Annotated in this window: 20 protein-coding genes; 3 read left to right on the top strand and 17 right to left on the bottom strand. The window is 63.7% G+C overall.

Translation table 11 applies throughout. The annotated features are described in order from the left end of the window. Positions 1-37 precede the first annotated feature (37 nt). The 13 genes from AC0L15_RS05885 to AC0L15_RS05825 form a co-directional block, all read right to left on the bottom strand. Positions 38-1,144: a DNA topoisomerase IB gene (locus AC0L15_RS05885; RefSeq protein WP_287246169.1), complete on the bottom strand. Its 1,107-nt coding sequence runs from the start codon at positions 1,142-1,144 to the stop codon at positions 38-40. A 158-nt stretch (positions 1,145-1,302) separates the two neighbouring features. Continuing rightward, positions 1,303-2,187 (bottom strand): transglutaminase family protein, encoded by an 885-nt coding sequence (locus tag AC0L15_RS05880; protein ID WP_287064618.1) that lies wholly within the window; start codon positions 2,185-2,187, stop codon positions 1,303-1,305. Between the two features lie 21 nt (positions 2,188-2,208). Next, complete coding sequence (locus AC0L15_RS05875) at positions 2,209-4,614, bottom strand: circularly permuted type 2 ATP-grasp protein (RefSeq protein ID WP_287246167.1); 2,406 nt, start codon at positions 4,612-4,614, stop codon at positions 2,209-2,211. A 6-nt stretch (positions 4,615-4,620) separates the two neighbouring features. Further along, complete coding sequence (locus AC0L15_RS05870; protein WP_473495996.1) at positions 4,621-7,998, bottom strand: transglutaminase family protein; 3,378 nt, start codon at positions 7,996-7,998, stop codon at positions 4,621-4,623. Between the two features lie 123 nt (positions 7,999-8,121). After that, on the bottom strand, positions 8,122-9,327 hold the full coding sequence (locus AC0L15_RS05865) for an acyl-CoA dehydrogenase (RefSeq protein WP_473495995.1): 1,206 nt from the start codon (positions 9,325-9,327) through the stop codon (positions 8,122-8,124). A 288-nt stretch (positions 9,328-9,615) separates the two neighbouring features. Beyond that, the gene (locus tag AC0L15_RS05860) at positions 9,616-11,925 is read right to left on the bottom strand and encodes a Tex family protein (RefSeq protein WP_287246163.1); all 2,310 of its coding nucleotides are present in this window, start codon (positions 11,923-11,925) and stop codon (positions 9,616-9,618) included. Between the two features lie 120 nt (positions 11,926-12,045). Then, entirely contained in the window at positions 12,046-13,224 is a 1,179-nt protein-coding gene (locus AC0L15_RS05855; protein WP_287246162.1) for a serine hydrolase domain-containing protein, read from the bottom strand. A gap of 79 nt (positions 13,225-13,303) precedes the next feature. Continuing rightward, complete coding sequence (locus tag AC0L15_RS05850) at positions 13,304-14,500, bottom strand: serine hydrolase domain-containing protein (RefSeq protein WP_287246160.1); 1,197 nt, start codon at positions 14,498-14,500, stop codon at positions 13,304-13,306. 67 nt (positions 14,501-14,567) lie between these two features. After that, positions 14,568-15,602: an ABC transporter substrate-binding protein gene (locus tag AC0L15_RS05845; protein ID WP_287246159.1), complete on the bottom strand. Its 1,035-nt coding sequence runs from the start codon at positions 15,600-15,602 to the stop codon at positions 14,568-14,570. Positions 15,603-15,615: 13 nt separating this feature from the next. Beyond that, a complete protein-coding gene (locus tag AC0L15_RS05840; protein WP_128183524.1) occupies positions 15,616-16,422 on the bottom strand; it encodes an ABC transporter permease in 807 nt (268 codons plus the stop codon). After that, positions 16,415-17,335, bottom strand: a complete 921-nt coding sequence (locus AC0L15_RS05835) for an ABC transporter permease (RefSeq protein WP_287246158.1) — start codon at positions 17,333-17,335, stop codon at positions 16,415-16,417. Before AC0L15_RS05835 ends, AC0L15_RS05840 begins: the two co-directional genes overlap by 8 nt. Next, entirely contained in the window at positions 17,335-18,429 is a 1,095-nt protein-coding gene (locus AC0L15_RS05830; RefSeq protein ID WP_236389387.1) for an ABC transporter ATP-binding protein, read from the bottom strand. Before AC0L15_RS05830 ends, AC0L15_RS05835 begins: the two co-directional genes overlap by 1 nt. Before the next feature lie 124 nt (positions 18,430-18,553). After that, on the bottom strand, positions 18,554-20,221 hold the full coding sequence (locus tag AC0L15_RS05825; RefSeq protein ID WP_287304914.1) for an amidohydrolase: 1,668 nt from the start codon (positions 20,219-20,221) through the stop codon (positions 18,554-18,556). A gap of 168 nt (positions 20,222-20,389) precedes the next feature. Between AC0L15_RS05825 and AC0L15_RS05820 the strand changes: the two genes are divergently transcribed. Continuing rightward, positions 20,390-21,421, top strand: coding sequence for a histone deacetylase family protein (locus AC0L15_RS05820; protein ID WP_287246152.1), 1,032 nt, complete (start codon positions 20,390-20,392; stop codon positions 21,419-21,421). A gap of 158 nt (positions 21,422-21,579) precedes the next feature. Here the strand turns inward: AC0L15_RS05820 and AC0L15_RS05815 are convergent, their stop codons facing one another. From AC0L15_RS05815 to AC0L15_RS05800, 4 genes are read right to left on the bottom strand one after another with little or no spacing between them, the layout of a single operon-like run. Then, positions 21,580-22,128 (bottom strand): dihydrofolate reductase family protein, encoded by a 549-nt coding sequence (locus AC0L15_RS05815; protein ID WP_287246151.1) that lies wholly within the window; start codon positions 22,126-22,128, stop codon positions 21,580-21,582. A 40-nt stretch (positions 22,129-22,168) separates the two neighbouring features. Further along, on the bottom strand, positions 22,169-22,333 hold the full coding sequence (locus AC0L15_RS05810) for a hypothetical protein (protein ID WP_287246149.1): 165 nt from the start codon (positions 22,331-22,333) through the stop codon (positions 22,169-22,171). A gap of 36 nt (positions 22,334-22,369) precedes the next feature. After that, the gene (locus tag AC0L15_RS05805) at positions 22,370-23,296 is read right to left on the bottom strand and encodes an SRPBCC family protein (RefSeq protein ID WP_287246147.1); all 927 of its coding nucleotides are present in this window, start codon (positions 23,294-23,296) and stop codon (positions 22,370-22,372) included. Further along, positions 23,293-23,637 carry an ArsR/SmtB family transcription factor gene (locus tag AC0L15_RS05800; RefSeq protein ID WP_287246145.1) on the bottom strand — a complete coding sequence of 115 codons (345 nt, stop codon included), beginning with the start codon at positions 23,635-23,637 and terminating at the stop codon, positions 23,293-23,295. Before AC0L15_RS05800 ends, AC0L15_RS05805 begins: the two co-directional genes overlap by 4 nt. 85 nt (positions 23,638-23,722) lie before the next feature. On the opposite strand from AC0L15_RS05800, the gene AC0L15_RS05795 reads away from it, so the two are divergent. Further along, positions 23,723-24,040, top strand: coding sequence for a hypothetical protein (locus AC0L15_RS05795; RefSeq protein WP_287325132.1), 318 nt, complete (start codon positions 23,723-23,725; stop codon positions 24,038-24,040). Positions 24,041-24,100: 60 nt separating this feature from the next. After that, the gene (locus tag AC0L15_RS05790; RefSeq protein ID WP_473495994.1) at positions 24,101-25,744 is read left to right on the top strand and encodes an MFS transporter; all 1,644 of its coding nucleotides are present in this window, start codon (positions 24,101-24,103) and stop codon (positions 25,742-25,744) included. Positions 25,745-25,762 lie beyond the last annotated feature (18 nt).

Here is a 25,762-nt window from a genome sequence, read left to right as displayed (position 1 = left end):
GCGAGCACAATGAAGGCCTGTGGCTGCTCTGTTCGGTTCAGCTTTCCTGCGCCTTCAGCCATCTTAGAACGACGGCTTCTTCATCATCAAGGCCGGCTATCGATCGCTTCCGCTTGTTCGCATCCGCCATTTCGCTGAGCAGCCGACCTTCGGACCAGGCTTCGAAAACCTGTGGGTGGATATAACATCTGCGGCAGATGGCGCGCGTGTTGCCCAGCCGCTCGGCCACCTTGTCGATGACGCCGTTCATCACCCGCTTCTGTTGTGCCTGGCTTTCGGGTCGTTCGGTTTGCGCAAACAGCGACGCCGCATGGATGGTGCCGCCCCAGGTTCGGAAATGCTTGGAGCTGAAATTGGCCCCCGCCGTCTCCCTGATATAGCGGTTGACGTCGTCGGAGCGGATCGGTCGCCTGCTTCCGTCCTCGTCGAGATACTGGAACAGCTTCTGGCCCGGCAGATCCTGCGCCCCGCGCACGATCCTGGCGATCCGGCGATCGACGAGCCTCAGCTTCCATTCCTTGCCGGACTTGCCCTTGAAAGCGAACCGCAGGCTCGAGCCATTGATGTCGACATGGCGGTCGCGCAGCGTGGTCAGCCCAAAGCTGTTGTTGTCGCGGGCGTAGGCGGCATTGCCGACGCGGATCATCGTGTTGTCGAGCAGCCAGACCACAGCGGCGACAACGCGTTCCAGCGGCAGGCCGTGACGGCGCAGATCGGCGTCGATCTGGCGTCGCAGCTCAGGTAGGCTCTCTGCAAAGGTAACCAGGCTCGAATATTTGACGCCGTCGCGCTCCTCGGCCCATTGCGGATGATAGCGATATTGCTTGCGTCCGCGCTGGTCTCGGCCGGTCGCCTGGATGTGACCGTCAGCAACGGGCGAAATCCACACGTCCGTCCACGCCGGTGGAATGGCGAGCGCCTTGATGCGGGCCATGGTGTTCTCGTCGGGGCCCTGCCCGTCAGGTTCTTTATATGAAAATCCCCTGCCGGTCCTGAAACGGCGGATACCGGGCTCGGTATCGGTGACATAGGTGAGCGAGGCTCGATCGGCCGAGGCCTCTCCGCCATTCTTCGGCGCCCCGTTTTTTGGTGCAACCTCCTTGGCAGCCGATCGGCCAGACGACGACTCGGATTTGTCCAGCATGTCCTCTCCACGAGAAATTTTCCGTAGATAAGCGCAGGAACGGCTGCTGGTTCCGCGACTGGCGTTCAGAATGATGTCAGCGCACCGCATGTGCGTTCGACGGGCCGTCTCTCTGTCTACCTTCGGCGCCTACAAATCGATTGCGGCCTCGCTTGCCGTCATGCCTTTTCCAGCACAACCGGAATGACGTCGACAGCCTGCTCGCCGACCTGTCCGCCCGTCGTCTTCAGGACGCCGACGATCGGCGCTACATCCGAATAGTCGCGGCCGTGGCCAACGGTGATGTGGTCATTGCTTGCCCGCATGCCGTTGGTCGGATCGAATTCCTGCCATCCGGTGTCGCGCCCGCACCACACCTTCACCCAGGCATGCATGGCGTCGGCCCCTTCCAGTCGCGGTTTTCCGCGCGGCGGGATGGTGCGCAGAAAGCCGCTGACATAGCCGGCGGGGATACCGAGACCACGCAGGCTGGCGATCATGATGTGCGAAAAATCCTGGCAGACGCCACGCTTCAGGATGAAAGCATCGCTCGCCCGGGTCTGCACCGTGGTCGCCTCGCCATCATAGGTGAAATCGCGATGAATGCGGTTGCACAGGTCCATGGCGGTACCGACGACAGAACTGCCGGCACTGCTCCGCGCATATCCCGTGATATCAGCGTCAATGCCGACATGGTCGCTGGCGGCCAGAAAGTGATGCGGTGTATCAGGCGACATCGACCGCACCGCTTCGAGTTGCTCCCGCAGCCGGCGAATGTCGGGCGACACGTCAAGCCCGGGTTCCGGCCGCGAGACGGCGACGCGCGCGCTCATCCTGATGTCGAGCGCATCATGGGCATCGCGAAAGGCGATCGACGTGACATTGTTGCCGAAGAAATCGGAAAAGTCGGAGCGTTCGCTCGGCGCCGGCGCGAAGGACAGCGAAGCGGCGATCACCCGCTGCACGCCCGATATCGTCGGCGGCAGCACGCGCACCTGATGGCGGCCGCCACCGGCTGCAGCATCATAATCGTAACGCAGATTGAGCCTGATGTCGTAGTGCATGCCAGCCTCTGGGTCCCGTTCTTAACCGAAATAGGCCTTGGCGAGGCTGTTGTAGAGGCCGCCGATCTCGGTGGCGAGATCGTCCAGGGTCTTCGCCGTCATGTCCGCGGGCTCCTTGATGGCGATTGCCGTATTGAGCTGCAGTATCTCTTTCGCTGCCGGCGACATATGCCCCTCGCCGACGGCAGCAGGCAACAGCGCGATCTCGGCCTTCAGCCGCTCGAGCTGAAACAGGATGGAGCGCGGATTGAGCGGATCGAGCACCAGGAGGTCGACCACCGTGCGCCTGCCGGCCCGCACCGGATACTGCCGCCGGTGGGTCATCACGCTGTCGCCGATCTCCAGCATCATGTCGAGCGCGCCTTCGGGCGCCGCAGCCCCGGTCAGCCGGGCCAGCGTGCGGGCGATCTGGATGCCGCGTTCCAACCGCCGGCCGATCTCCAGGAAGCGCCAGCCGGTGAAGCGATACATGTTCTCATGCAGCAGGCCGGAAAACCCGGCGAGCTTGCGCAGGATGACCGTCATCGCCCGCGTCGCATCATCGCCAGGCGCCACCGTTGTCGCGAATTGATGGATGGTCTTCGACAGATCCTTCAGCGCCAGCCAACCGTCGGGCGAGAAGCGGTCGCGGATCTGTCCGGCGCTGTAGACGGCGCTGTCCAGCGTGCCGATCAGCCCCGGCGGGATCGCCGTGGCGACGTCGATGCCGAACGGTTCGAGATGGTCTCTGATATCGGCAAGCAAAGGCATGTCCGGGTCGGAGGCCTCGGCCAGCCGCACGTGATAGGCGCGCAAGATGCGCACCGTGCCTTCCGATCGCTCGATATAACGGCCGAGCCAAGTCAGGTTCTCCGCCGCGCGGCTGGGCAGGCTGCCTGGCGAGGTGCGGATGAAGCTGTCGTGCTCCTGGGGCAGCAGCGTCTCGCGCTCCACCGGCCTGTCGCTGACCACCCATACATCCGCAGCCTGGCCGCCGCGCTGCATGGCGATTGCGGTCGGGTCGAGCGAAAAGCCGACGCGGGCAAAACCGCCGGGCATCACCGTCCAGCCTTCCGGCGTTCGCGCCAGATAGACGCGCAGCGCTGCCGGCCGCGGCTCAAGCCAGCCGCCGACATAGACCGGCGTAGTCGAAAGCGTCACCGCTTCCTGTCCGACGAAGGCGCCGCCGTCCCGCTCGATCCGGGCTATAAGTTCGGCCCGTTCCCCGGCAACCAGTGCCGAGCCAAGCCTCGTGCAATCGTCATCCTCGAAGGCAAGCCGCGTCGACAGCGCCGGACCGATCACCATGCGGTCGAGGTTGGCCAGCACATGGTCACGGTCCGCGTCCCGCCCGCACCACCATGTCGCGACGCTCGGCAAGAGAAGCTCCTCGTTGCGCAATTCGCGCGAAATTTTCGGCAGGAAGGCGAACAGCGCCCGCGTTTCCATCAGCCCGGAGCCGAGCGCGTTGACGGCTGAGACGGCTCCCCGGCGGATCGCCTCGACCAGCCCTGGCGTGCCGATCTGCGAATCCGGCCGCAACTCCAGCGGATCGGCGAATGCGGCGTCGAGCCGCCGCCACAGCACGCTGACCGGCATCAGCCCGGAAACCGTGCGCACCATCAATCGACCGCCGGAGACGGTCAGATCCTCGCCTTCGAGCAGCATGATGCCGAGATAGCGGGCGATATAAGCATGCTCGTAATAAGTTTCGTTGAGTGGCCCCGGCGTCAGGATGGCGACACGGCCGCGCGATCCCTTGGCCATGCCGTTAAGCGCGTCGCGAAAGCGACGGAAGAAGCCGGCAAGGCGGTGCACATGCATCTCGCCATAGATGTCGGACAGCGCACGCGTTGTGGCGACGCGGTTTTCCAGCGCAAAGCCGGCACCTGACGGCGCCTGCGTGCGGTCGCCCAGCACCCACCAGCGGCCATCCGGTCCACGGCCGAGTTCGAATGCGCAGAAGTGGAGGAAATGGCCGCTGGCCGGTCTGGTGCCGACGACGGGGCGCAAATATTCCGGGCTGGCCGCGATCAGCCCCGCCGGCAGGATGCCTTTCTCGACCAGACGGTTCGGCCCGTAGATATCGGCAATCGTTTCCTCGAACAGCTCGGCCCGCTGGACCAGGCCGGCACTGATCGCGGCCCATTCCTGCTCCTCTATCAGGAGAGGCACATGCGCCAGCGGCCATTCGCGCTCATTGGCGCCGGCCTGATCGTAGAGGCGGTAATAGACGCCGGCGTCGCGCAGATACTGGTCGGCGCGGGCGAAGCGCTGGGCGAGCTTTTCAGGCCCCAGATCTTCCAGCGCCTCGATGAACTCCTTCCAGACCGGACGGGGATTGCCTGATGCATCGACCATCTCGTCGACGACGCCGTCGATCGGCTGGTAGTGCTCCAGCAGGTTATGCGGCCTGCCGCGTATTTCCTGGTGATTCCCCTTTGCCATGGCTGATCAGAGTCTTGCAGGCCGCCGCAGGTCAAGGGTCAACGGGAAATCCTCAGAGGCTTGTTCATCGCGCAGCACGTAGGCGGACGGCGTATGGCCACGCGGCTCGAAGCGGGCGAGCCGCCGCGCCTCCGCTTCGTTGCCGTTGACCGGGAAAGTGTCGTAGCTGCGCCCGCCGGGATGTGCGACATGGTAGACGCAGCCGCCGACCGCCCGGCCCGACCAGCGATCGTAGATGTCGAAGACCAACGGCGTGTTGACCGGCAGTGCTGGATGCAGGCCAGATGAGGGCTGCCAGGCTTTGAAGCGGACGCCGGCCACCGCGATCTCTCTGGTGTCGGTCACTTTCATTGGCACGATACGGCCGTTGCAGACGATGGCATGGCGTTCCGGGTTGAGGCCTTCAGTCTTCACCTGCAGCCGCTCGACCGATGAATCGACAAAGCGCACGGTCCCGCCGATCGCACCCTGTTCGCCCATCACGTGCCACGGCTCCAATGCTTGCCGAAGCTCCAGCTTCATGCCGGCGTGCTGGACCTCGCCGCAGAACGGAAAGCGGAATTCAAGCTGCGCGTCGAACCATTCGGGACGGAATTCAAAGCCGTTCAGCTTGAGGTCGTCCAGCACGTCGAGAAAGTCAGCCCAGACATAATGCGGCAGCATGAAACGGTCATGCAGCGACGTGCCCCAGCGCACGAAGCGGCCATCAAGCGGGTTCTTCCAGGCGCGGGCGATAATGGCGCGCACCAGCAATTGCTGCGCCAGGCTCATGCGCGCATTGGGCGGCATTTCGAAGCCGCGGAACTCGACCAGCCCCAGCCGGCCGGTCGGGCCGTCGGGCGAAAACAGCTTGTCGATGCAGATTTCCGACCGGTGGGTGTTCCCAGTCACGTCGGTCAACAGGTTACGGAACAGCCGGTCGACCAGCCATGGCAACGGGGCGCTGCCACTGTCCGGATGCGGCACCTGCGCCATGGCGATTTCAAGCTCGTACAGCGAATCGTGGCGCGCCTCGTCGAAACGCGGCGCCTGGCTGGTCGGGCCGATGAACAGGCCTGAGAACAGATAGGACAGCGACGGACGGCGCTGCCATTGCAGGACAAGGCTTTTCAGCAAATCGGGGCGGCGCAGGAACGGACTGTCGTTGGGTGTCGCGCCGCCGACGACGACATGATTGCCGCCGCCTGTGCCGGTATGACGGCCGTCGATCATGAACTTGTCGGCGCCGAGCCGCGTCTGCCGCGCCTCCTCGTAGATCGCTGTGGTCGTCGCCACGCAGTCCTGCCAGTTCGCAGCCGGATGGATGTTCACTTCGATGACGCCGGGATCCGGAGCCACGCGGATGACGTTGAGGCGCGGATCGTGTGGCGGGCCGTAGCCCTCGATATGCACCGGCAGGCCGATAGCCTTTGCCGCGTTCTCGGCCGCCGCGACAAGTTCGACATAATCTTCCAGCGCCTCGACCGGCGGCATGAACACACAAAGCCGTCCGTCGCGCGGCTCGACCGAGAGCGCGGTGCGCACCGCGCCGCCGATCTCGGTAATCTCCTGTTCGACACGGTCCTGCTGGCCGGTCGCGGCGGTGAAGGACGCCGCCTGCTGCCGGCGCGCTATTTCGTTAGCGCCTTCAAGTTCGGCCGGGGCAGCCTCCGGCAAAGAAGCGGCTTCAGGCAAAATAGCCTCGCGCGCCGGCAACGGTCCGCGCGGCAGCGAAGGATCGACCGGCACGATGTAGGGGAACTGCGCCGGCGGCACATGGGGCAGCGTGCCGAGCGGCAGGCGGTAGCCGACCGGTGAATCGCCCGGCACCAGGAACAGCCTGCCGCGCCGCGTTTTCCATCTCTCCGAACGCCAGCGCGGTCCGGACGCCTGGCTGTTCCAGCGCTGGACAGGCAGCACATAGCCCGACGGCTTGGTCAGGCCGCGTTCGAACACCCGCGCCATGCGGCTGCGCTCCTCGGGGTCGTCCAGCTTCGAATTGGACGGATCGACATTCTCCGGCAGCTTGCCTTCCTTGAGCAGCCACTCAGCCGGATCCTCATAGGCTTCGCTGACCATGGTGTTGTCGATGCCGAGTTCATCGGCAATCGCCGTCAGCAGGCTTTCAGCCTGCTTCGGCCCGACATCTGCTTCGCTGTTCTCCCGCGCGATCAGCGACGGGTCGCTCCACACCGGCTCGCCGTCGGCGCGCCAGTACAGCGAGAAGGTCCAGCGCGGCAGGCTTTCGCCCGGATACCACTTGCCCTGCCCGTAGTGCAGGAAGCCGCCGGGCGCGAAACGCTCACGCAGCCGGCGGATCAGCGCATCGGCCTTTTCGCGTTTTGTCGGGCCGACGGCGGCGGTGTTCCACTCCTCCGCCTCGAAATCATCGATCGACACGAAGGTCGGCTCGCCACCCATGGTCAGCCGCACGTCCCCGGCCTCCAGCGCGGCATCGACCTGCTTGCCCAATGCGTCAAGCGCCTGCCAGCTTTCGTCGGAGAACGGCTTGGTGATGCGTGGATGCTCGGCGATGCGGTCGACCCGCATGTCGAAGCCGAACTCGACATTGGCGAAGCTCGCCATGCCGGAAATCGGCGCGGCGTTGCGGAAATGCGGCGTGGCCGCCAGCGGCACATGGCTTTCGCCGGTGAGCAGGCCGGAGGTCGGGTCGAAGCCGATCCAGCCGGCGCCCGGCAGATAGACCTCGCACCAGGCATGGAGATCGGTGAAGTCGACGGCGGTGCCGGGCGGTCCGTCAAGCGCGACGAGATCTGGCTTCAGCTGAATCAGATAGCCGGAAACAAAGCGCGCGGCGATGCCGAGATTCCTCAGGATCTGCACCAGCAGCCAACTCGTATCGCGGCACGAGCCTTTCTTGGCGGCCAGCGTTTCCTCCGGCGAAAAAACGCCGGTTTCCATGCGCACGATATAGGCGATCTCGCGCTGCAGGCGTGCATTGAGGTCGACTACGAAATTGACGGTGTTGGTTGGGTGGCGATCGATCGTTTGCAGGAACGCCGACAGCAGCGGTCCAGCCGGTTCCGGCGTCCGGTAGATGGCGAGATCGGCGCTGATCTCTTCCGGGTATTCGAACGGAAAGATCTCGGCCGCCGGCTCGACGAAGAAATCGAACGGATTGTAGACCGTCATGTCGGCGACGAGGTCGACCTCGATCTTCAGTTCCGTCACCGGTTCCGGAAACACGAAGCGCGCCAGGAAATTGCCGTAGGGATCCTGCTGCAGATTGACGAAGTGGTTCGCCGGCCCGACCTTCAACGAATGGCTGAGCACCTTGGTGCGGGAATGCGGCGCCGGCTGCAGCCTGATGACCTGCGGGCCGAGGACGACCGGACGGTCATATTTGTAATGGGTCAGGTGGTAGACGGCTGCCAGAATTGCCATGGGACCCCGAAAGTCGGCGTTTCAAACGAACTCGCCGAACCCTGACACAAATGCTGGCCATTCTCCAAGCAGAGATGTTGCGGTGCAACTAATTTAAGCAGCGTTGCTGGCCTCGGGGCCGGCTTAGAAAAACGCCTGCAATCCGGTCTGCGCCCGTCCGAGGATCAGCGCATGCACGTCATGCGTGCCCTCATAGGTGTTGACCGTTTCCAGGTTCTGCGCATGGCGCATGACGTGGTAGCCGATCTGGATGCCGTTGCCGCCATGCATGTCGCGGGCCTGGCGGGCGATGTCGAGCGCCTTGCCGCAATTGTTGCGCTTGACGATCGAGATCATCTCGGGGGCCATCTTGCCCTCATCCATCAGCCGCCCGACCCGCAAGCTGCCCTGCAGTCCCAGCGCGATCTCGGTCTGCATATCGGCGAGCTTCTTCTGGAACAGCTGGGTGCCGGCCAGCGGCTTGCCGAACTGCTTGCGGTCGAGGCCATATTGGCGGGCCCGGTGCCAGCAATCTTCCGCCGCGCCCATTGCCCCCCAGGAAATGCCGTAGCGTGCCCGGTTGAGGCAGCCGAACGGCCCCTTCAGGCCCGACACGTTAGGCAGCAGCGCGTCCTCACCGACCTCGACGCCTTCCATCACCACTTCGCCGGTGATCGACGCGCGAAGACTGAGTTTGCCGTCGATCTTTGGCGCCGACAGCCCTTTCATGCCTTTTTCCAGCACGAAGCCGCGAATCTCGCCGTCCTGCGCGCCCCCACTCTTGTCGGACAACTTTGCCCAGACGACGAACACGTCGGCGATCGGCGCGTTCGATATCCACATTTTCGACCCGGAGATCCTGTAGCCGTTCGCCGACTTCTCGGCCCGCGTCTTCATGCCGCCCGGATCGGAACCGGCATCCGGCTCGGTCAGCCCGAAGCAGCCGATCCATTCGCCTGACGCCAGCTTCGGCAGGTATTTTTTGCGCTGCGCCTCCGAGCCATAGGCATGGATCGGATACATCACCAGCGACGACTGCACGCTCATCATCGAGCGATAGCCAGAATCGATGCGCTCGACTTCGCGCGCCACCAGGCCATAGGTGACGTAGTTGGCGCCGAGCCCACCATATTCTTCCGGAATGGTGATGCCGAGCAGACCCGCCTCGCCCATCTCGCGAAAGATCCCGGCATCGGTCTTTTCCTCGAGATAGGCTTCCTCGATTCTGGGAGCGAGCTTGTCGGCGGCGAATGCCGCTGCGCCATCGCGCACCATCCGCTCGTCTTCCGACAGCTGGTCCTCGATCAGGAAAGGATCATCCCAGACGAATGCGTTCTTGTCGGCGGCCATGGCCTTGGTCTCCAGATGACGGAATTGGGCGGCTTATCGGCTTCCGGTTCGAAAAAATCAAACGAAATTGCTTCGGCGATCGATGAGCATTGGCGCTGCCCCTCATTGCCCTGCCGGGCATTTCTCCCCGTATAGTGACGGGGAGAAAGACGCTTTCGCATAGCATTTCGCCATCTGCAGCGCTGCAGAAAGGCGCCGACGTTGCGGCCAGCCCCCTCCTCCCCGTCACCATACGGGGAGAAGGTGCCGGCAGGCGGATGAGGGGCAGCGCCGACAGCGCAGTATCAGCTACTTACGCTTCAACGCATCGGCCAATGCGGCGCCGAATGCGCCCTGCCCTGCCGGCCGCTCCGGCTGGCGCTGCGGCGCCGGCGCTCGCGGCACCGGTCTGTTGCCATTGTCGCGTGGCTTCGGTGTGCCGCCGTCACCTTCCCTGCGCATCGACAGGCCGATGCGCTTGCGCTTGATGTCGACCTCGACGACGCGCACCTTGACCACGTCGCCGGCTTTCACCACCTCATGCGCGTCCTTGACGAAACGGTCGGCCAGTTGCGACACGTGCACAAGTCCATCCTGGTGCACGCCGATATCGACGAAGGCGCCGAAAGCGGCGACATTGGTGACGGTGCCTTCCAGCAGCATGCCTGGCTTCAAATCCTTGATGTCGTCGACGCCGTCGGCGAAGGTCGCGGTCTTGAAGCCGGGGCGCGGATCGCGGCCGGGCTTTTCCAGTTCCGCCAGGATATCGCGCACCGTCGGCAGGCCGAACCGCTCATCGACGAAGACACGCGGATCGAGCGCCTTGAGAGCGGCACTGTCGCCCATTAGCGAGCGGAGGTCGCGTCCGCAGGCGGCGACGATCTTTTTCGCCACGCCATAGGCTTCCGGATGCACGGCCGAGGCATCGAGCGGTTCGGTGCCGTTGGGAATGCGCAGGAAGCCGGCGCATTGCTCGAAGGCCCGGGGTCCGAGCCGCGCCACCTTCAACAGGTCGCGGCGGCTGGCGAAAGGGCCGGTTGCGTCACGATGCGCGATGATCGCCTCGGCCAGCGAGGCGCCGAGACCCGAAACCCGCGCCAGCAGCGGCGCCGAGGCGGTGTTGAGGTCGACGCCGACGGCGTTGACCGCGTCCTCGACCACCGCTTCCAGGGAGCGGCCGAGCCGGTACTGGTCGACGTCATGCTGATACTGGCCGACGCCGATCGACTTCGGCTCGATCTTGACCAGTTCGGCGAGCGGATCCTGCAGCCGCCGCGCGATCGAGACCGCGCCGCGCAGCGACACGTCGAGGCCGGGGAATTCCGCCGCTGCAGTTGCCGAGGCGGAATAGACCGAGGCGCCCGCCTCGCTGACGATGACCTTGAGCGGCTTCGGCCCAGAATCGGACGGCATGTCCGACAGCATGTCGGTCACCAGCCTTTCCGTCTCGCGGCTGCCGGTGCCGTTGCCGATGGAAATCAACTCGACCTTGTGCAAGCGGATGAGCTTTGCCAGTTCGGCTTGCGTGCCGCGCACGTCATTCCGAGGCGGAAAAGGATAGACCGTCGTCGTTGTCAGCAGCTTGCCGGTGCCGTCCACGACCGCCACCTTGACGCCGGTGCGGATGCCGGGGTCGAGCCCCATCGTTGCGCGCGAGCCGGCCGGGGCAGCGAGCAGCAAATCCTTCAGATTGCGGGCGAAGACATGGATTGCCTCCTCCTCGGCCCGCTCGCGCAGATCCCGCATCAAATCGAGCGTCAGGTGCAGCGACAGCTTTATGCGCCAGGTCCAGCCCGCCACCTCCATCAGCCAGCGGTCGCCCGGCAACTGGCCGATGGCGTAGGCATCGGCGATCATCCGCTCGACCGGCTTCACCGGCGACGCGTCATCGGCATCGACTTCTATATCGAGCGACAGCACTTCCTCATTGCGGCCGCGCAGCATCGCCAGGGCGCGATGGCTCGGCACATTGGCCCAGCGCTCGACATGGTCGAAATAGTCGGAGAATTTCGCGCCAGCTTCCTGCTTGCCGTCGACGACGCGCGACCGCAAGAAGGCGCGTTCCTTCATGTAGGTCCGCAGCCTGCCGACCAGATCGGCATTCTCGGCGAACTGCTCGGACAGGATGTCGCGCGCACCATCGAGCGCCGCCTTGGCATCGGCTACCTCTTCACTGATGTAGGCCAGCGCCAGTTCTGCGGGCACCGCGGCGCGATCGGCAAGGATGGCCTCGGCCAGCGGTCCCAGCCCGCGCTCGCGCGCGATCTCGGCCTTGGTCCGGCGCTTCGGCTTGTAGGGCAGATAGATGTCTTCGAGTTCCGCCTTGGTGACGGCCGCCGCGATCTTGGCTTCAAGCTCTTCGGTCAGCTTGCCTTGCTCGCGGATGGAACCGAGAATGGTGTCGCGGCGCGCATCGAGCTCGCGCAGATAGACGAGCCGCTCGGCCAGCAGGCGCAGCTGCGTGTCGTCGAGGCCGCCGGTGACCTCCTTGCGGTAGCGCGCCACGAACGGCACTGTCGCGCCTTCGTCCAGCAGTCCAATCGCCGCCGCGGCCTGTTCGGGCCGGGCCGTGATCTCGGCTGCGATGATTGCTGCGATGCGCTTGATGTCGGGTGCCATGTCGTTCCTGCTGTCCTGTCGAAAAGAGCGGCGACCATAGGCGCAGAGCGTCGCTCCGCCAACCGCGGCGTTTTCGATCACCCTGACAGGTCCACAGGAAAGCTGCGATGGCGGGCAGGGTCAGATCATGCGGCTCAGCGCTTCGAAGAAAGCAATCATGTCGAGATCGAGCGGCTCGTCGACCGGTTCCGGCTGCGACGACATCTTGGCGATGACGACCTCCGCCTTGGGATCGACGTAGAGCCACTGGCCGTGGATGCCGATGCCGCAGAAAGCGCCGCTTGCCGCGCCGGTCTGGTACCATTTGTTGCGGTAGCGGCCTTTCGGGAAGAGGAATGCCATCGTGCCACGCTGCCAGGCCTCGGCATCTCCGCCTGTGCTGACAGTGTCGCGCACCCAGGCTTCCGGCACGATGCGGCGGCCATTGGCGATGCCGCCCTGCCGCATCATCTCGCCGATCCGCGCCAGATCGCGCGGCGTCACCGAAATGCCGCCGGCCGTGCGCGCAGTGCCGGCCAAATCGACTGTCACCGAGGCTTCGCTCATTGCACCAAGCGGCAGCCACAATTTCTCGTGCATCAACTCGGCGAAGCGCTGGCCGGACGCGCGTTCGATCAGGATGCCGAGCAGGTCGGAATTGGGCGAGCGGTAGCGGAACGTCCGGCCATGCGGCTCGCCAAGGCGCTGCAGCGTCAGGATGAAGTCGGCCAGGCTTTCCATGCCGCCCGGATTCCACAGCGTCGCGCGGCGATAGCGGGCAAAGGCGCTTTCCGGATCGAGATAGGCTTCTTCGAAGTCGAGGCTGACGCTCATGTCGAGCACATGCCGCACGCTGGCATCGCCATAGGCCGAGCCAGCAGCTTCCGGCAGATAGCGGGTCACCGGCGCCTGCGGGTCGAAAACTCCTTCGCCTTCCAATATGCCGGCTAGAATGGCGGTCAGCGACTTGCTGATCGAGAAGATGATGTGGCGCGCGCCGAACTCCATATGCGGTGCGAACCAGTCGCCGACGAATTTGCCGGCTTTCATGATCGTCAGTGCGTCGGTGTCGGAGCGCGTGAGAAAGGCCGCAACGGTCTCGGCGCCGCCGGCCAGCGCGACCTTTTCGCCAAGCAGCCCGTCAAGATCCTGAGCCGGCGCCTCACTGCTGCTTGACGCTGCAGCGACACGCGCGCTCGGCACCAACTCCCCGACATTCTGGAACGACCACCGGCTGAACGGGCTTTCGCGCCAGTTGCCGAGCAGCACCTGGTTGCGGGCAAAGCCATATCTGGTCTCGAACGCGGTCTTGCCGGTCATGGCTTTTCCTTCCGGTTTTTGGAACTTCGAGACTGTTTCGAAATCAGATGGCCGCCAGAGTAGAGTTGCCAAACGGTCTCTAGGCCAGCGCGGCAGCGATCGCGTGGACGGCTTTCAGCGTCGCCACCGAAAAGGCGATGCTGGTGAAATCCGGGTGGCTCGAAAGCTTCACTACGACCATTCTTGTGTTCCAGTCGATATGGATCAGCTGCCCGAACACTCCCCGGCACATCAGTGCGCGCGAACGCGGGTCCTCGATCCAGAACTGGTTGCGGTAGCTGCCTTCCGGCAGGCTGGGATTGAGGTCCGGTCCGTGCCTGCCGGTGCGCGTCGCCTCGATCCAGTCGGCCGGCACGACACCGCCGCCATTGTCGAGGATCAGCTGGCCGAAACGGCCATAGTCGCGCAGCGTGGCGTTGAAGCCGCCATCGGCGATGGCGTAGCCGGCGCTGTCGACGGTGAAGCAGGCGCTTTCATCCGCCCCGAGCTTTTGCCAGAGTTCTTCCGAGACCAGCTGCGCCAGCCGCTTGCCGGTCACTCGTTCCATGATGAAGGCGAGCACGTCGGTCTCTATCGAACGGTATTCGAACGCGGCGCCATGCGGCCGGCTTGTCTCCTTGAGCCGCAGGATCAATTCGAACATATGCGACGGCCACTCGAAGGCCGGGTCGCTGCCCGGCGGCACCGGTTTCCAGCCGCTGGCGACATCGACCTGACCGATGTCGGAATAGCGGTCGGTGTATTCCTCGGAAAAGCGCACGCCGGACGTCATGTCGAGCACATGCTGCACGCTGGCGCCGGCCCAGCCGGTAGTCTCCAGCTCCGGCAAATAGGTTGTCACCGTCAAGGCCGGATCGATCAGGCCGCGCCCGGCGAGTATGCCGAATACCGAGCCTGTGACCGATTTCGCCATCGACTGCGACAAATGCAGCGTGCGCTCGGTCATCCCGTTGCAATAGCGCTCATAGGCGATCTTACCGTCCTTGAGCACGAGAAGCCCGTCCGTATAGGTTTCGTCCAGCAGCCCGGCCAGCGTCGTAGGCTTCCCCGTGCTGTCGCTCACCGGCAGCGCGTCGAGATCGACCTCGGTCCGCTCGAAGCGGCGGCGATGGCCATTGCCGCGCCAGACTTCGACGGTCGGCAGAATTTCGCGGATGTGCTGGAATGCCCAGCGATTCCAGGGTCCCCTGTCCCAGTCGAGCTTCGGTGGCACCATTTTGGGCGGTGAGCCCTGCATGATCGGCGGCCGCGGATCGGAGTTGCGGTAGGAAGTCATGAGATGCGTCCCGGCAATATGAAAACGGACCCGGCGGCGCCCGCCGCCGGGTCCGTCAACGATGCGATCACTTCTGCAGTTCGGTCCAGATCCTGGTGTAGAGTGCCTGCACGTCGGGCGCGCAGGTCAGCATGAACGTGCCCTTGTCGGCGAACTCGGCGGGGATGTTGACCTCCGGCGCCGTTTTCATGTCCTCAGGCATGAAGGCTTCCGATCCCTTGATGCCGTTGGCGTAGCGCGCGAAAGACGAGATCATCGCGGCGTTCTCGGGATCCATGACGAAGTTCTGGAACAGCTTGGCGTTTTCGACGTTCTTGGCGTCCTTCAGCACCGCCAGATTGTCCATAAAGATTGGATAGCCCTCCTTCGGATAGCCATAGACGAAGTCCTTGTTCTGCAGGCGAGAGCGAAACGACGCGCCGTTCCAGTCGACGCTGGCGGCGAAGTCGCCCTTGGCGAACTTCTCGACGGTGCCATAGTCCATGGAGATCCATTTCGGCTTGGCCGCCACCAGCACATCGCGCACCTTCTTCAGCACCTCCTTGTCGCCGGTGCACGGCTCGCCGCCGACATATCTGATGGCGAGATGCATCACATCGGCCATTTCGGGAACGACGTTGATCTTGCCGACCAGTTCCGGCGGCGGATCCAAAAAGATGGCCGAGGTGTTGGGATCGCCCTTGTAGACTGCGGTGTTGACCGTGACGCCAGTCGTGCCCCACTGCCACGGCACAGTATATTTGCGGCCCGGATCGAAGGGAACATCGACCCATTTCGGATCCATGTTCTTGAAGTTCTCCATCTTGTTCGGCTCTGTCTCCAGGAGCAACCCTTCCTGGATCCAGATCGGCACGAAGCTCGCCGAGGGCACCACGACATCGAAGCCGCTGCCGCCCTGCCTGATCTTGGCCAGCGCGGTGTCGTTGGAATCGTAGTCGGTGACGGTCACCTTGACCTTGTATGTCTCCTCGAATTTCTTGACGAGCTCGGGGCTGGTGTAGTTGCCCCAATTGTAGATGTTGAGTTCGCCCTCGGCGCGGGCGAGACCCGCCGAGGCGAACAGCGCGGCGCTGAGTGCCGTCGCAGTCAGTTTCCACTTCATCGTTTCTCTCCTGTCACTCGTGATCCTTTTTCCTGCTGATGAAAAAGAAGACGGTGACGATCAAGATCGAGATCAGCAGGAACACCGTCGAAATTGCGTTGATTTCCGGCGTGATAAAGCGCCGGAACTGGCCGAGCATGTAGGTCGGCAACGTGTCCTGGCCGCCGGATTTGACGAACTCGGTGATGACGACGTCGTCCAGTGAAATGACGAAGGCCAGCATCAGCCCGGCAAGGATGCCTGGCCACAGCAGCGGAAAGGTGACGCGCCGGAAAGCCTTCCAGGGTGTCGCGTAGAGGTCGGCCGCCGCGGTCTCCAACGACAGGTCCATGCTCTCGAGCCGCGCCCGGATCGGCAGATAGGCAAAGGGAATGCAAAAGGCGGTATGCGCCGCCATCAGGTAGCCCAGCCCCGAATAGCCGGTCCAGATCTTGATGCGCGAGAAGAAGATCAGCAGCGCCACCGCAGTGACGATCTCCGGCACCATCAGCGGCTGGTTGATGAAGGCGTATTTGAAGCCGAGGCCGGGATAGGGTTTGGTTCGGGTCGTGGCGAGTGCAGCCATGGTGGCGACGATGGTGGCAATGGTGGCGGCGACCAAAGCAATCTGCAGCGACCGGATGGCGGCATCGACGACCTGGTTGTTGTTCCAGGCCTGGTAGAACCAGCGCAGCGACACGCCTTCCCAGACCGCGATCGAATTGCCTGAATTGAAGGCATAGACGACAAGCGTGACGATCGGCAGGTACAGCGCGAAGAAGCAGATCATTGCGATGGTGGTGAAGCCGGTCTGCCGACGGATATCGAAACGGCTAGCCATGCGCGCCACCCCGGCGCCCGACGGAACGGACATACAAAAGCAGCGCCACCATCACGATCGCCATCAGCGAGAGCGACAGCGCCGAGCCGAGCGGCCAGTTGCGGCCTTGCCCGAACTGCAGCTCGATCAGATTGCCGAGCATCATATTCTTCGACCCGCCGAGCACGCGCGGGGTGACATAGGCGCCCAGCGCCGGGATGAAGACAAGAATCGAGCCGGCGATGATGCCCGGCTTGACCAGCGGGATGATGACCCGCCTCAGCACCTGGAAGCGGTTGGCATAGAGGTCGTAACCCGCCTCGACCAGCCGGAAGTCGATCTTTTCCATGCTGGCATAGAGCGGCAGCACCATCAGCGGCAGATAGACATAGGTCATGCCGACCATCAGCGCGAAATCGGTGAACATCATCTGGATCGGCTGGCTGATGATGCCGAGCTTGATCAGCACCGTGTTGACGAGGCCCTCGTTGCGGATCACCTCCTGGATGGCGAAGGTGCGGATCAAGAGATTGGTCCAGAACGGGATGGTGATCAGGAACAGCCAGATGTCGCGCTGGCGCGCCGGCCGTGTGGCGATGAAATAGGCGGTCGGGAAGCCAAACAGCAGCGTCAGGATCGTCGTCAGGAACGACAGCTTGGCCGAGCGCCAGAAGATCGACAGATGCGCATCGGCGAAGGCCAGCGTGTCGTCGAAGATATCGCGCTGCATCAACACCGACAGCCAGCCGTCGGTCGAGAATTTCCACACCACGCCGCCGTACGGCCCCGGCGTCAGGAAGGAATAGATCACGACGATCAGCAGCGGGCCGGTCGCCGCGAGAAAGATGATGACCAGTGCCGGCACCGACAGCAGCCAGCGATCGCGGATTTCACGGCGTTCGGCATCCTTGGCGACTTGTTCCGCGCTTGCCATCAATCCCTCAGCACTTGCGCGGCGTCGTTGCCGATCGAGATGCCGACCTTGTCGCCCCGCTCGAAACCGCAGCCGGCGCTGCGCGTGTTCTGCTGGCGCACGGTGAACGCCTCGCTGCTGTCCAGGCGAACATGGATGTGCGTGTCGGTGCCGAAATAGACGATGTTTTCGACCGTGCCGGACAGGTCGCCCTTGCCGCTGGTCAGCTTGGCATGTTCGGGCCTGACAACCACGGTGGCATTGTCCTTCGGCTGGAAGCCTTCCGCTACAGTCGCGTCGATCGTCGCGCCGGATTTGAGCGTTGCCCGGGCCTTGCCGTTGCCCATGCCTGATATGGCCGCGGTCAGGAAATTGGTTTCGCCGATAAAGTCGGCGACGAAGCGCTCCGCCGGCTTGTCATAGATATCCCAGGGCGTGCCGACCTGCAGGATCTTGCCCGACGACATCACCGCGATGCGGTCCGACATGGTCAGCGCTTCTTCCTGGTCGTGGGTGACGAAGATGAAGGTGATGCCGGTCTCGTGCTGCAGCCGCTTCAGCTCGATCTGCATCTCCTTGCGCAGCTTGAAGTCGAGCGCCGACAGCGGCTCGTCGAGCAGCAGCACTTTCGGCTGCGGCGCCAGTGCGCGCGCCAGCGCCACGCGCTGTTGCTGACCGCCGGAAATCTGGCTGGTGCGGCGGTTGCTCAGCGCTTCCATCTTGACCAGCTTCAGCATCTCGGCGACGCGCGCCTTCACTTCGGCCTTGGGCTTGCCGAGCATTTCGAGGCCGAAGCCGATATTCTCGGCCACCGTCATATGCGGGAACAGCGCATAGTTCTGGAACACGGTATTGACCGGCCGCTTGAACGGCGGCAGCGGCGCGATGTCCTGGCCATGCAGCAGGATCTCGCCGGCGCTGGGGAAATCGAAGCCGGCGATCAGCCGCAAAAGCGTCGTCTTCCCGCAGCCGGACGGACCAAGCAGCGTGAAGAACTCATTTTCGCGGATCGACACCGAAACCGTGTCGAGGGCGGCGACCTGTGACTCCCCGCTTCCGAAGACCTTGCGGACGCCACGAACTTCAATTGCACTTTTACCCGGTTGTTCCGGCACGATTACCCCATTCTTGCGTCCGCTCTTCTGGCGGATCCAGTCCCACTCGATTGTCAGCACACGGCGCATGGCTTGGCAAGCACACATCTGAATGTCGATCCAGAACGCAATTCCCGTGCCACCGTCAGGCCTGGTAGGTGATCTTGCCGCCGCAGATCGTCGTCACCGGCCGCACCGTATGCAGCGCTTCCGGCGCGGTCGCCTCGATGTCGGCTGAGAGCACCACGAGATCGGCCATAAAGCCTGTCTTCAGGCGGCCCTTGCGATGCTCCATGAACTCGGCATAGGCGCCTTGCACCGTGTAGCCCGCTAGCGATTCATGCAACGAGAAGCTCTGGTCGGGATCGCTGTCTGCCCATCGTTTGCGCAGCACAGCCGCCTGAATGCCCAGGATCGGATCGATCGGCGACACTGGCCAGTCGGAGGCGAAGACGAGGCGGGCACCGGCCTGCTTCAGCGTCCGCCAGGCATAGCTCAGCGGCCATCTTTCGCGGCCGATGCGCGAAAGCGTCGGCTCCAGCGGGAAGTCCATGGCGCCGGGCGGGTGCGGCGGCTGCATCGAGGCGATGACGCCAAGCTCTGCGAAGCGCGGTACGTCGGCGGCGGTGACCACCTCGATATGCTCGATCCGGTGCCGGCTGTCGCGCTTGCCGTTCGCCTTTTGCGCGGCGTCGTAACCGTCGAGCACGGCGCGCACGGCGCCGTCGCCAATCGAGTGCACTGCCATCTGCAGCCCGCGCCTGTCGACGGCCACGGCAAGGTCGATGAACTGCTGCGGCGTGAACAGCGGCTCGCCCTGCCAATCCGGACGGTCCGCATAGGGCTCGACCATCACCGCCGTCCATGAATCGAGCACGCCGTCGTAGAACACCTTGACCATGCCTGACGACAGCCATTCGCCCGCATAGCGCTCAGCCATATCAGAGGCTTTGTCGAGCATGTCGAGCGTCATGAAGTTCTTGTAGTGGAACGGCACCTGCACCCGGCACAGCAAGTCGCCGTCGGCCTCGATCTCGGACAGGAGTTCGAGCTGGTGCAAATTGCCGTCCATGTTCTGGATCGACGTGATGCCGTGCCTGGCGCACCATTCCAGCCCGCGGCGCATGATCGCCCGGTCGGAGGCCTGCTCCGCCGGCGTCGGCTTCGGGTCCGGCTCGCCGCCGGTGGCCAGGCCGAGCCACACACGCTCCTCGCCGGCCAGCGCGATCAGCGGCCCAAAGGCCTCGCCCTCGCGCAATTCGCCACCGGCCAACCCGTCGTCGCCCATGACGATCTCGTTGCCGGGATCAAGCCGCTTGCCTCCAAGCAGGCCGGCCAATTCCAGTGCCTTGGTGTTCGCCCACATTGTGTGGTGGTCGGGCGCCGCCATGACGAAGGGCCTGTCCGGAAGGATGCGGTCGAGGTGATGGCGGCTGACCCGTTCCGTCGCCGACAGGATGGTATAGTCGGCGCCTTGCGCCTGCAGGACGGATAGATCCGGCCGCTTTGCGGCATAGTTGCGCACAGCATCGCAAAGCGCATCGAAACCGCGGACGCCCATCAGTTGGAGATGATCGAGCTCGGCCGCGCCGCCGAAAAGATGCATATGCGCTTCGATGAAGCCGGGAACGACGGAGCCGCGCTCGGCGTCGATGACGCGCGTGCCGGGTCCCTTGTGATCCAGCACGGTCGCGCGATCTGCGATCGTAATGATTTCGCCGCCCTTGATCGCTATGGCTGCGGCGCGGGGAGTATCGGGATCCATCGTCAATATGCTGGCGTTCTCGACGATCAGATCGGCCGATGGCGGCATAATTTTCTCCCGTTTGAGCTTAGGCTAGCAGAGTATTGACGTCTGGCAAGCCGCCGCTGCCACCCGCAACAAGGATCCGGGAAGCCTCTTGGCGGGGCTGAAACTCTCTGGCACAAAGCAATTCGTCAATGACGGATACGCAACCCGAAGAGCGAGCCGGCCGCCAAAATGAAGACTGTTTTCTCCCCTCTTCACGCCGGTCATGCCGGCAATTTCGAGCTCATTTCGGGCGCCATCGTGCCGGCCTTCGAGAAGCCCTCGCGCGCCGAGTTCATCAAGGCGCGGGTGGAGAGCGAAAAGCTCGGCCCGGTGCTGCCGCCCGACACGCACGACCTCGCTGCCGCCAAGCAGGTGCATACCAGCGACTACATCGACTTCCTGCCGACGGTATGGCCGCTGTGGGAAGCGTCGGGCCGGACGGGCTCGGCCATCCCCTTCACCTGGCCGACGCGCGGCTTGCGCGGCGATGTGCGCCCGCAAACCATCGATGCGCTGCTTGGCTTTTATTCCTTCGACGGCGGCGCCAGCTTCGTCAAGGGTACCTGGGAGGCGATCAAGTCGTCCTATGATGTGGCGCTGACCGCAGCCGCCCTGGTCAAGGGCGGCGAGATATCAGCATTCGCGCTCTGCCGCCCGCCCGGCCATCATGCCGGTGCGGCGTTCATGGGCGGCTATTGCTACATCAACAACGCCGCGGTTGCCGCGCAATGGTTCCGCGACCAGGGCGCCAGGCGCGTCTCGATCCTCGATGTCGATTACCATCACGGCAACGGCACGCAGGAGATTTTCTACAGCCGCGGCGACGTGCAGGTGCTGAACCTGCATGGTGACCCGATGACCGAATATCCGTTCTTCCTGGGCCATGCCGACGAGCGCGGCGCTGGCGCCGGCGAAGGCTTCAATGTCAACTACCCCATGCCGTTCGGCACCGCATGGGATGCCTGGAATGCTTCGCTGGAGGACGCCTGCGCAAAACTTGCGGCTTACGCTCCGGAGGTCGTTGTCGTCTCGCTCGGCGTCGACACGTTCGAGAAGGACCCGATCAGCAGGTTTAAGCTGAAAAGCGCCGACTATCCCAGGATTGGCCGTCGCATCGCCAAGCTCGGCCTGCCGACGCTGTTCGTCATGGAAGGCGGCTATGCCGTCGAGGAAATCGGCATCAATGCCGTCGGCGTGCTGACCGGATTCGAAGATCGGTAATGCATGTCGCCCAAAGGGCTGCCCCGTGCGTTCGACCCGAGAGAGCTTAGCGGTGATGGCAGCTACGCCCCTTGGCGCCGATCGTCCTGGAGCGCGCCGCTTCCCCAGGCCCTCATATTTCGACAAGGCCTACTTGACGGGAAAGAGTGGATCGATCGTCATTGTCTGCTCTCCGGCGCGTAATGGAGGATGACAACACCTGACTTGAGCGTCTTCGTCTCGAGATGCTTCAGGGGTATCCGGCTCGGGCCGCCCTTGAAGAGCGGCGTGCCTTTCCCGAGAATGACGGGGTTGATCCCGAGGTGATACTCGTCGATCAGGCCGTGCTCCATCAGGGTCGCCGTGAGGTCGGCGCTGCCGAACACGAAGATGTCTCCGCCGTCCCTGCTCTTCAGCTTGGAGACTTCTTCCGCGACATTGCCGTTGAAGAGCTTCGTGTTGTTCCAGTCGGCGCTTTTCAGCGTGCGCGAGAAGACCACCTTCTCGATCTTGTTCATGAAATCCGCGATCCAGCCTTGCTCGGACGGCCAATAGGCTGCCATGAGCTCGTAGGTCACCCGGCCGAAGATCAGCGTGTCGGCCTTTTCGTGGGTTTCACGAATGTAGTTCTCGAGTTCTTCTTCGAAGACGAACCAGCTGATGTCCCTGTCAGGACCTTCGAAGAAGCCGTCGACGCTCACCATGTCCCATATGATCAGTTTTCTCATAGAACACTCCTCTTCGTGTATCCCTTTGTGAATTCTCGGCCTATCCCGTGAAGCGGAAGCGCATGTTGGTGATCTGCCCCGCTTCCGAGAGCTCGGTCTTCTCCAGCCTGACCGCTCCAGTCCGACCGGCTATGCCGTTCTGACTGAAGCGGCGGATGCCGTCGCCATTGAGGACGGGCGCGACATGGAGGAGGACCTCGTCCACAAGCCCTGATTCGGGCCGACGGGAAATCGCAGCATTTCAGCGGGATGCGACGAAGCGTTCCAGTTTGCCGAGAGTTTGCAGTCCCAGTTCCACGGCACCGAAGCCCTTCGCCTCCTGGAACTCGGCGGCCGTGCTGAATACCATGCCCAGCGTCACCTTCGTTGCCCCGTCCTGGTCCTCGAACGAGGCCCAGGCGTCGGCATGTTTCGGCCCGTTCTCGCCCCAATGCAGCGTATAGCCGATCCTCTCCTCGGGCCGGACCTCGTTATAGAGATGGTGGTTCGGGAAAACCGTGCCGTCAGGCCCGATCATGTCGAATACCCACTCGCCGCCCGCTCGCAGGTCGATCCTCTTCGTTCGACAGGAGAAGCCTTCCGGCCCCCACCATTGCGGCAGCGTTTCAGGGTTCATCCACGCGCCCCACACCATGGACCGCGGCGCCTGAATCACCCGCTGCAGCACCATGGTCCGTTCGGCCGCGCCCGCGAGATTGTCCAGGCCGGCGCCGAAGCCCGCCCGATAGCCTGCTTCCATGTACTGCGCCAGCGAGGAAAGTTGCACCGTCACGACCAACCGGCTGCGCTCGTGCGTTCCCGAGACATCCGCCGTCACCAGCGCGACCGATTGCGTCACGCCTTCGCACGAGATCACCTCGTAGTTCACACTGCATATCGATGGCTGCAACGCCAGCCAGCCATTCTCGCAGCGGATGTCCGGCTGGCCCTCTGCCTTGCAGAGCGAGATCTCGCGTCCACCCACCCTGGTGTCGGCCTCCAAAAACTCCACGGTGACCGAGGGCGACGGCGCAGCCCAGATCGCCCGCGCGGCCGGCGCCGTCCAAGCCTCCCACAGCACGGCCAGTGGCGCGGCCACGTCCCGTTCGAAGGTCAGCGTCGCAAAACGGCCCTTCCTATCATCGGGCACCGCACGGGTCGCACTGTTTGTAGCGAGGTTCTGTGTCATTCTGCGCGTTCCTTCTTCATCACATTCATCACAAATGCGTCCAACCGGTCGAGCCGAGATTCCCAGATGGCCCGCTGTTCATCGAGCCAAGTCCGCGCTGGATCCAGAGCCTCGGGTACGATGGCGCAGGTGCGTATCCGCCCGTCCTTGGACGTGGTGATCAACCCTACCTCCTCCAGCACGGAAAGGTGCCGCATCACCGTGGGCAGCCGCAGTCCCGTGGGCCCAGCCAGATCCGTTACCCGCGCAGGTGTTTCGGCGAGCCGGGTCAGGATCGACCGGCGGGTCGGATCAGCGAGTGCGTGGAAGAGCAGCGAGAGATCAGGATCATGCTTAGCCATTTCGCTAACTATCGCCCATTTGCCGGTGGCGCAAGCGAAAACTTCGTCAAGTCGCTAAGTATTTCTGGCCCAACGCGCCGAGTTCTTGCAGCAGGCGGCTTCTGTTGCTGGCTCGCTGGGAAAGTCGTTCGCAGCGATGCTCGCACTGGCCGATGCCTGCGATCGAAAACAAAATCCTGAAGCCGCCAGTCCGCTTCCCACCAATCTCATTCGTTCGCGTCTTATCGGTTCACGGCAGAAGGCAGCGGGCGCGGCGGACAGAAAGTCGGACACCTCACCGAAGCGCTTCACGCGGCCTGCAAGAATGGCCGCCGACCTGTTCCCGCCACCGCTATCTCTTTGTTGGACCATGATCTTCTTTGAAAAGGCGTTCGCCCTTTGCGAGGTCATGCTCTACTTCTAGGGGACGGCATGAGGGCACCGATTCTGGAAGAACGCAGCATTTGAAGTCGGGGAAGCATCGATGATCGACGACGAGCCGGACAGCGAACGCGTCTCGGCGCTGGCGCCGTTCCGACACGGCATTTTTGGCGCCGTATGGTCCGCCAGTCTGGTTTCGAATTTCGGTGGCTTGATCCAGGGCGTCGGCGCCGCCTGGATGATGACCACGATCGCCACCTCGTCCTATCAGGTTGCGCTGGTCCAGGCCTCGACCACCTTGCCGATCATGCTGTTTGCGCTCGTTGCCGGCGCCATCGCCGACAGCTTCAACCGGCGCAAGGTCATGCTGATTGCCCAGATCTTCATGCTGATCGTCTCGGTTCTGCTGATCGTGTTCACCTATCTTGGCTTGATAACGCCGTGGACGCTGCTGGCCTTCGCCTTCCTGATCAACTGCGGCACGGCGCTTTACAACCCGTCATGGCAGGCTTCTGTCGGCGACATGGTGCCGCGCGCCAAGCTGCCGGCGGCCGTCGCGCTCAACTCCTTGGGCTTCAACCTGACGCGCAGCGTCGGCCCAGCGATCGGCGGCATCATCGTTGCCGCCGCAGGTGCTGCAGCGGCCTTTGCCGCCAACGCATTGAGCTATGTCGGGCTGATCATCGTGCTGGCCCGCTGGAAGCCGGAATTGCCGGCCTCGACACTGCCGCGCGAGACGCTGGGCGCGGCGATGGGTGCTGGCCTGCGATACGTCGCGATGTCACCAAATATCGGCAAGGTGCTGGTAAGGGGTGCGGCTTTCGGCTTCAGCGCCGGTGCGGTCCTGGCACTGCTGCCGCTGGTGGCGCGCAATGTCGTCAAGGGCGATGCCTTGACCTACGGCATCATGCTCGGTGCTTTCGGCATCGGCGCCGTCGGCGGCGCGCTGATCAGCGTCAGGCTGCGGCAGATCCTGTCGAGCGAGACGATGGTGCGCATGGCATTCGGCGGCTTTGCGCTCTGCGCCTTCAATGCCGCCGTCAGCGATCAGGCCTGGCAAACGTCGCTCGGGCTGCTCATCGGCGGCGCCTGCTGGGTGGTCGCGCTGGCGCATTTCAACGTCACGGTGCAGATGTCGACGCCGCGCTGGGTGGTCGGCCGGGTGCTCTCGGTCTATCAGACGGCGACCTTCGGCGGCATCGCCCTCGGCAGCTGGATCTGGGGTGTCGTCGCCGATGCGCAGGGCGCCGAGTTCGCGCTGACCGCAGCCGCCGTTACGATGCTGGCTGGCGGCGCGATCGGCCTGTTGCTGCCCTTGCCGCAGCAGGCGGTGCTCAACCTCGATCCGCTGAACCGTTTCAAGGAGCCGCACCTTGCGCTCGATCTAAAACTGCGCAGCGGCCCGATCGCCATCATGATCGAATACATCATCCGCGAGGAGGACGTGCCGGAATTCCTGGCCACCATGGCCGAGCGCGGCCGCATCCGCCGCCGTGACGGCGCCCGCAACTGGACGCTGGCGCGCGATCTCGAAAATCCCGCAATATGGATCGAGCACTATCACACGCCGACATGGCTCGAATACATCCGCCACAACAAGCGGGCCACCCACGCCGACGCCGTTGTCGGCGAGCGCCTGCGGGCGCTGCACAGCGGCGACGAGCCGCCGCGCGTCCGCCGCATGATCGAGCGTCCGACAACCGCCGGCACCGCGATCGTCATGCCGAAAGGACCAATCGAGCATTAGGTTGGCGGAGGCCCTGTC

It is taken from the genome of Mesorhizobium sp. WSM4846 (assembly GCF_055811415.1).
This window is presented reverse-complemented; position numbering and strand designations above follow the sequence as displayed.

Coding starts and splice junctions, on each gene's coding strand:
- AC0L15_RS05865 (WP_473495995.1), bottom strand. CDS start 9,327: ATGGCCGCCGACAAGAACGCATTCGTCTGGGATGATCCTTTCCTGATC.
- AC0L15_RS05845 (WP_287246159.1), bottom strand. CDS start 15,602: ATGAAGTGGAAACTGACTGCGACGGCACTCAGCGCCGCGCTGTTCGCC.
- AC0L15_RS05870 (WP_473495996.1), bottom strand. CDS start 7,998: ATGGCAATTCTGGCAGCCGTCTACCACCTGACCCATTACAAATATGAC.
- AC0L15_RS05875 (WP_287246167.1), bottom strand. CDS start 4,614: ATGGCAAAGGGGAATCACCAGGAAATACGCGGCAGGCCGCATAACCTG.
- AC0L15_RS05835 (WP_287246158.1), bottom strand. CDS start 17,335: ATGGCAAGCGCGGAACAAGTCGCCAAGGATGCCGAACGCCGTGAAATC.
- AC0L15_RS05805 (WP_287246147.1), bottom strand. CDS start 23,296: ATGACACAGAACCTCGCTACAAACAGTGCGACCCGTGCGGTGCCCGAT.
- AC0L15_RS05790 (WP_473495994.1), top strand. CDS start 24,101: ATGATCGACGACGAGCCGGACAGCGAACGCGTCTCGGCGCTGGCGCCG.
- AC0L15_RS05815 (WP_287246151.1), bottom strand. CDS start 22,128: ATGAGAAAACTGATCATATGGGACATGGTGAGCGTCGACGGCTTCTTC.
- AC0L15_RS05855 (WP_287246162.1), bottom strand. CDS start 13,224: ATGACCGGCAAGACCGCGTTCGAGACCAGATATGGCTTTGCCCGCAAC.
- AC0L15_RS05825 (WP_287304914.1), bottom strand. CDS start 20,221: ATGCCGCCATCGGCCGATCTGATCGTCGAGAACGCCAGCATATTGACG.
- AC0L15_RS05840 (WP_128183524.1), bottom strand. CDS start 16,422: ATGGCTAGCCGTTTCGATATCCGTCGGCAGACCGGCTTCACCACCATC.
- AC0L15_RS05885 (WP_287246169.1), bottom strand. CDS start 1,144: ATGCTGGACAAATCCGAGTCGTCGTCTGGCCGATCGGCTGCCAAGGAG.
- AC0L15_RS05820 (WP_287246152.1), top strand. CDS start 20,390: ATGAAGACTGTTTTCTCCCCTCTTCACGCCGGTCATGCCGGCAATTTC.
- AC0L15_RS05850 (WP_287246160.1), bottom strand. CDS start 14,500: ATGACTTCCTACCGCAACTCCGATCCGCGGCCGCCGATCATGCAGGGC.
- AC0L15_RS05800 (WP_287246145.1), bottom strand. CDS start 23,637: ATGGCTAAGCATGATCCTGATCTCTCGCTGCTCTTCCACGCACTCGCT.
- AC0L15_RS05880 (WP_287064618.1), bottom strand. CDS start 2,187: ATGCACTACGACATCAGGCTCAATCTGCGTTACGATTATGATGCTGCA.
- AC0L15_RS05860 (WP_287246163.1), bottom strand. CDS start 11,925: ATGGCACCCGACATCAAGCGCATCGCAGCAATCATCGCAGCCGAGATC.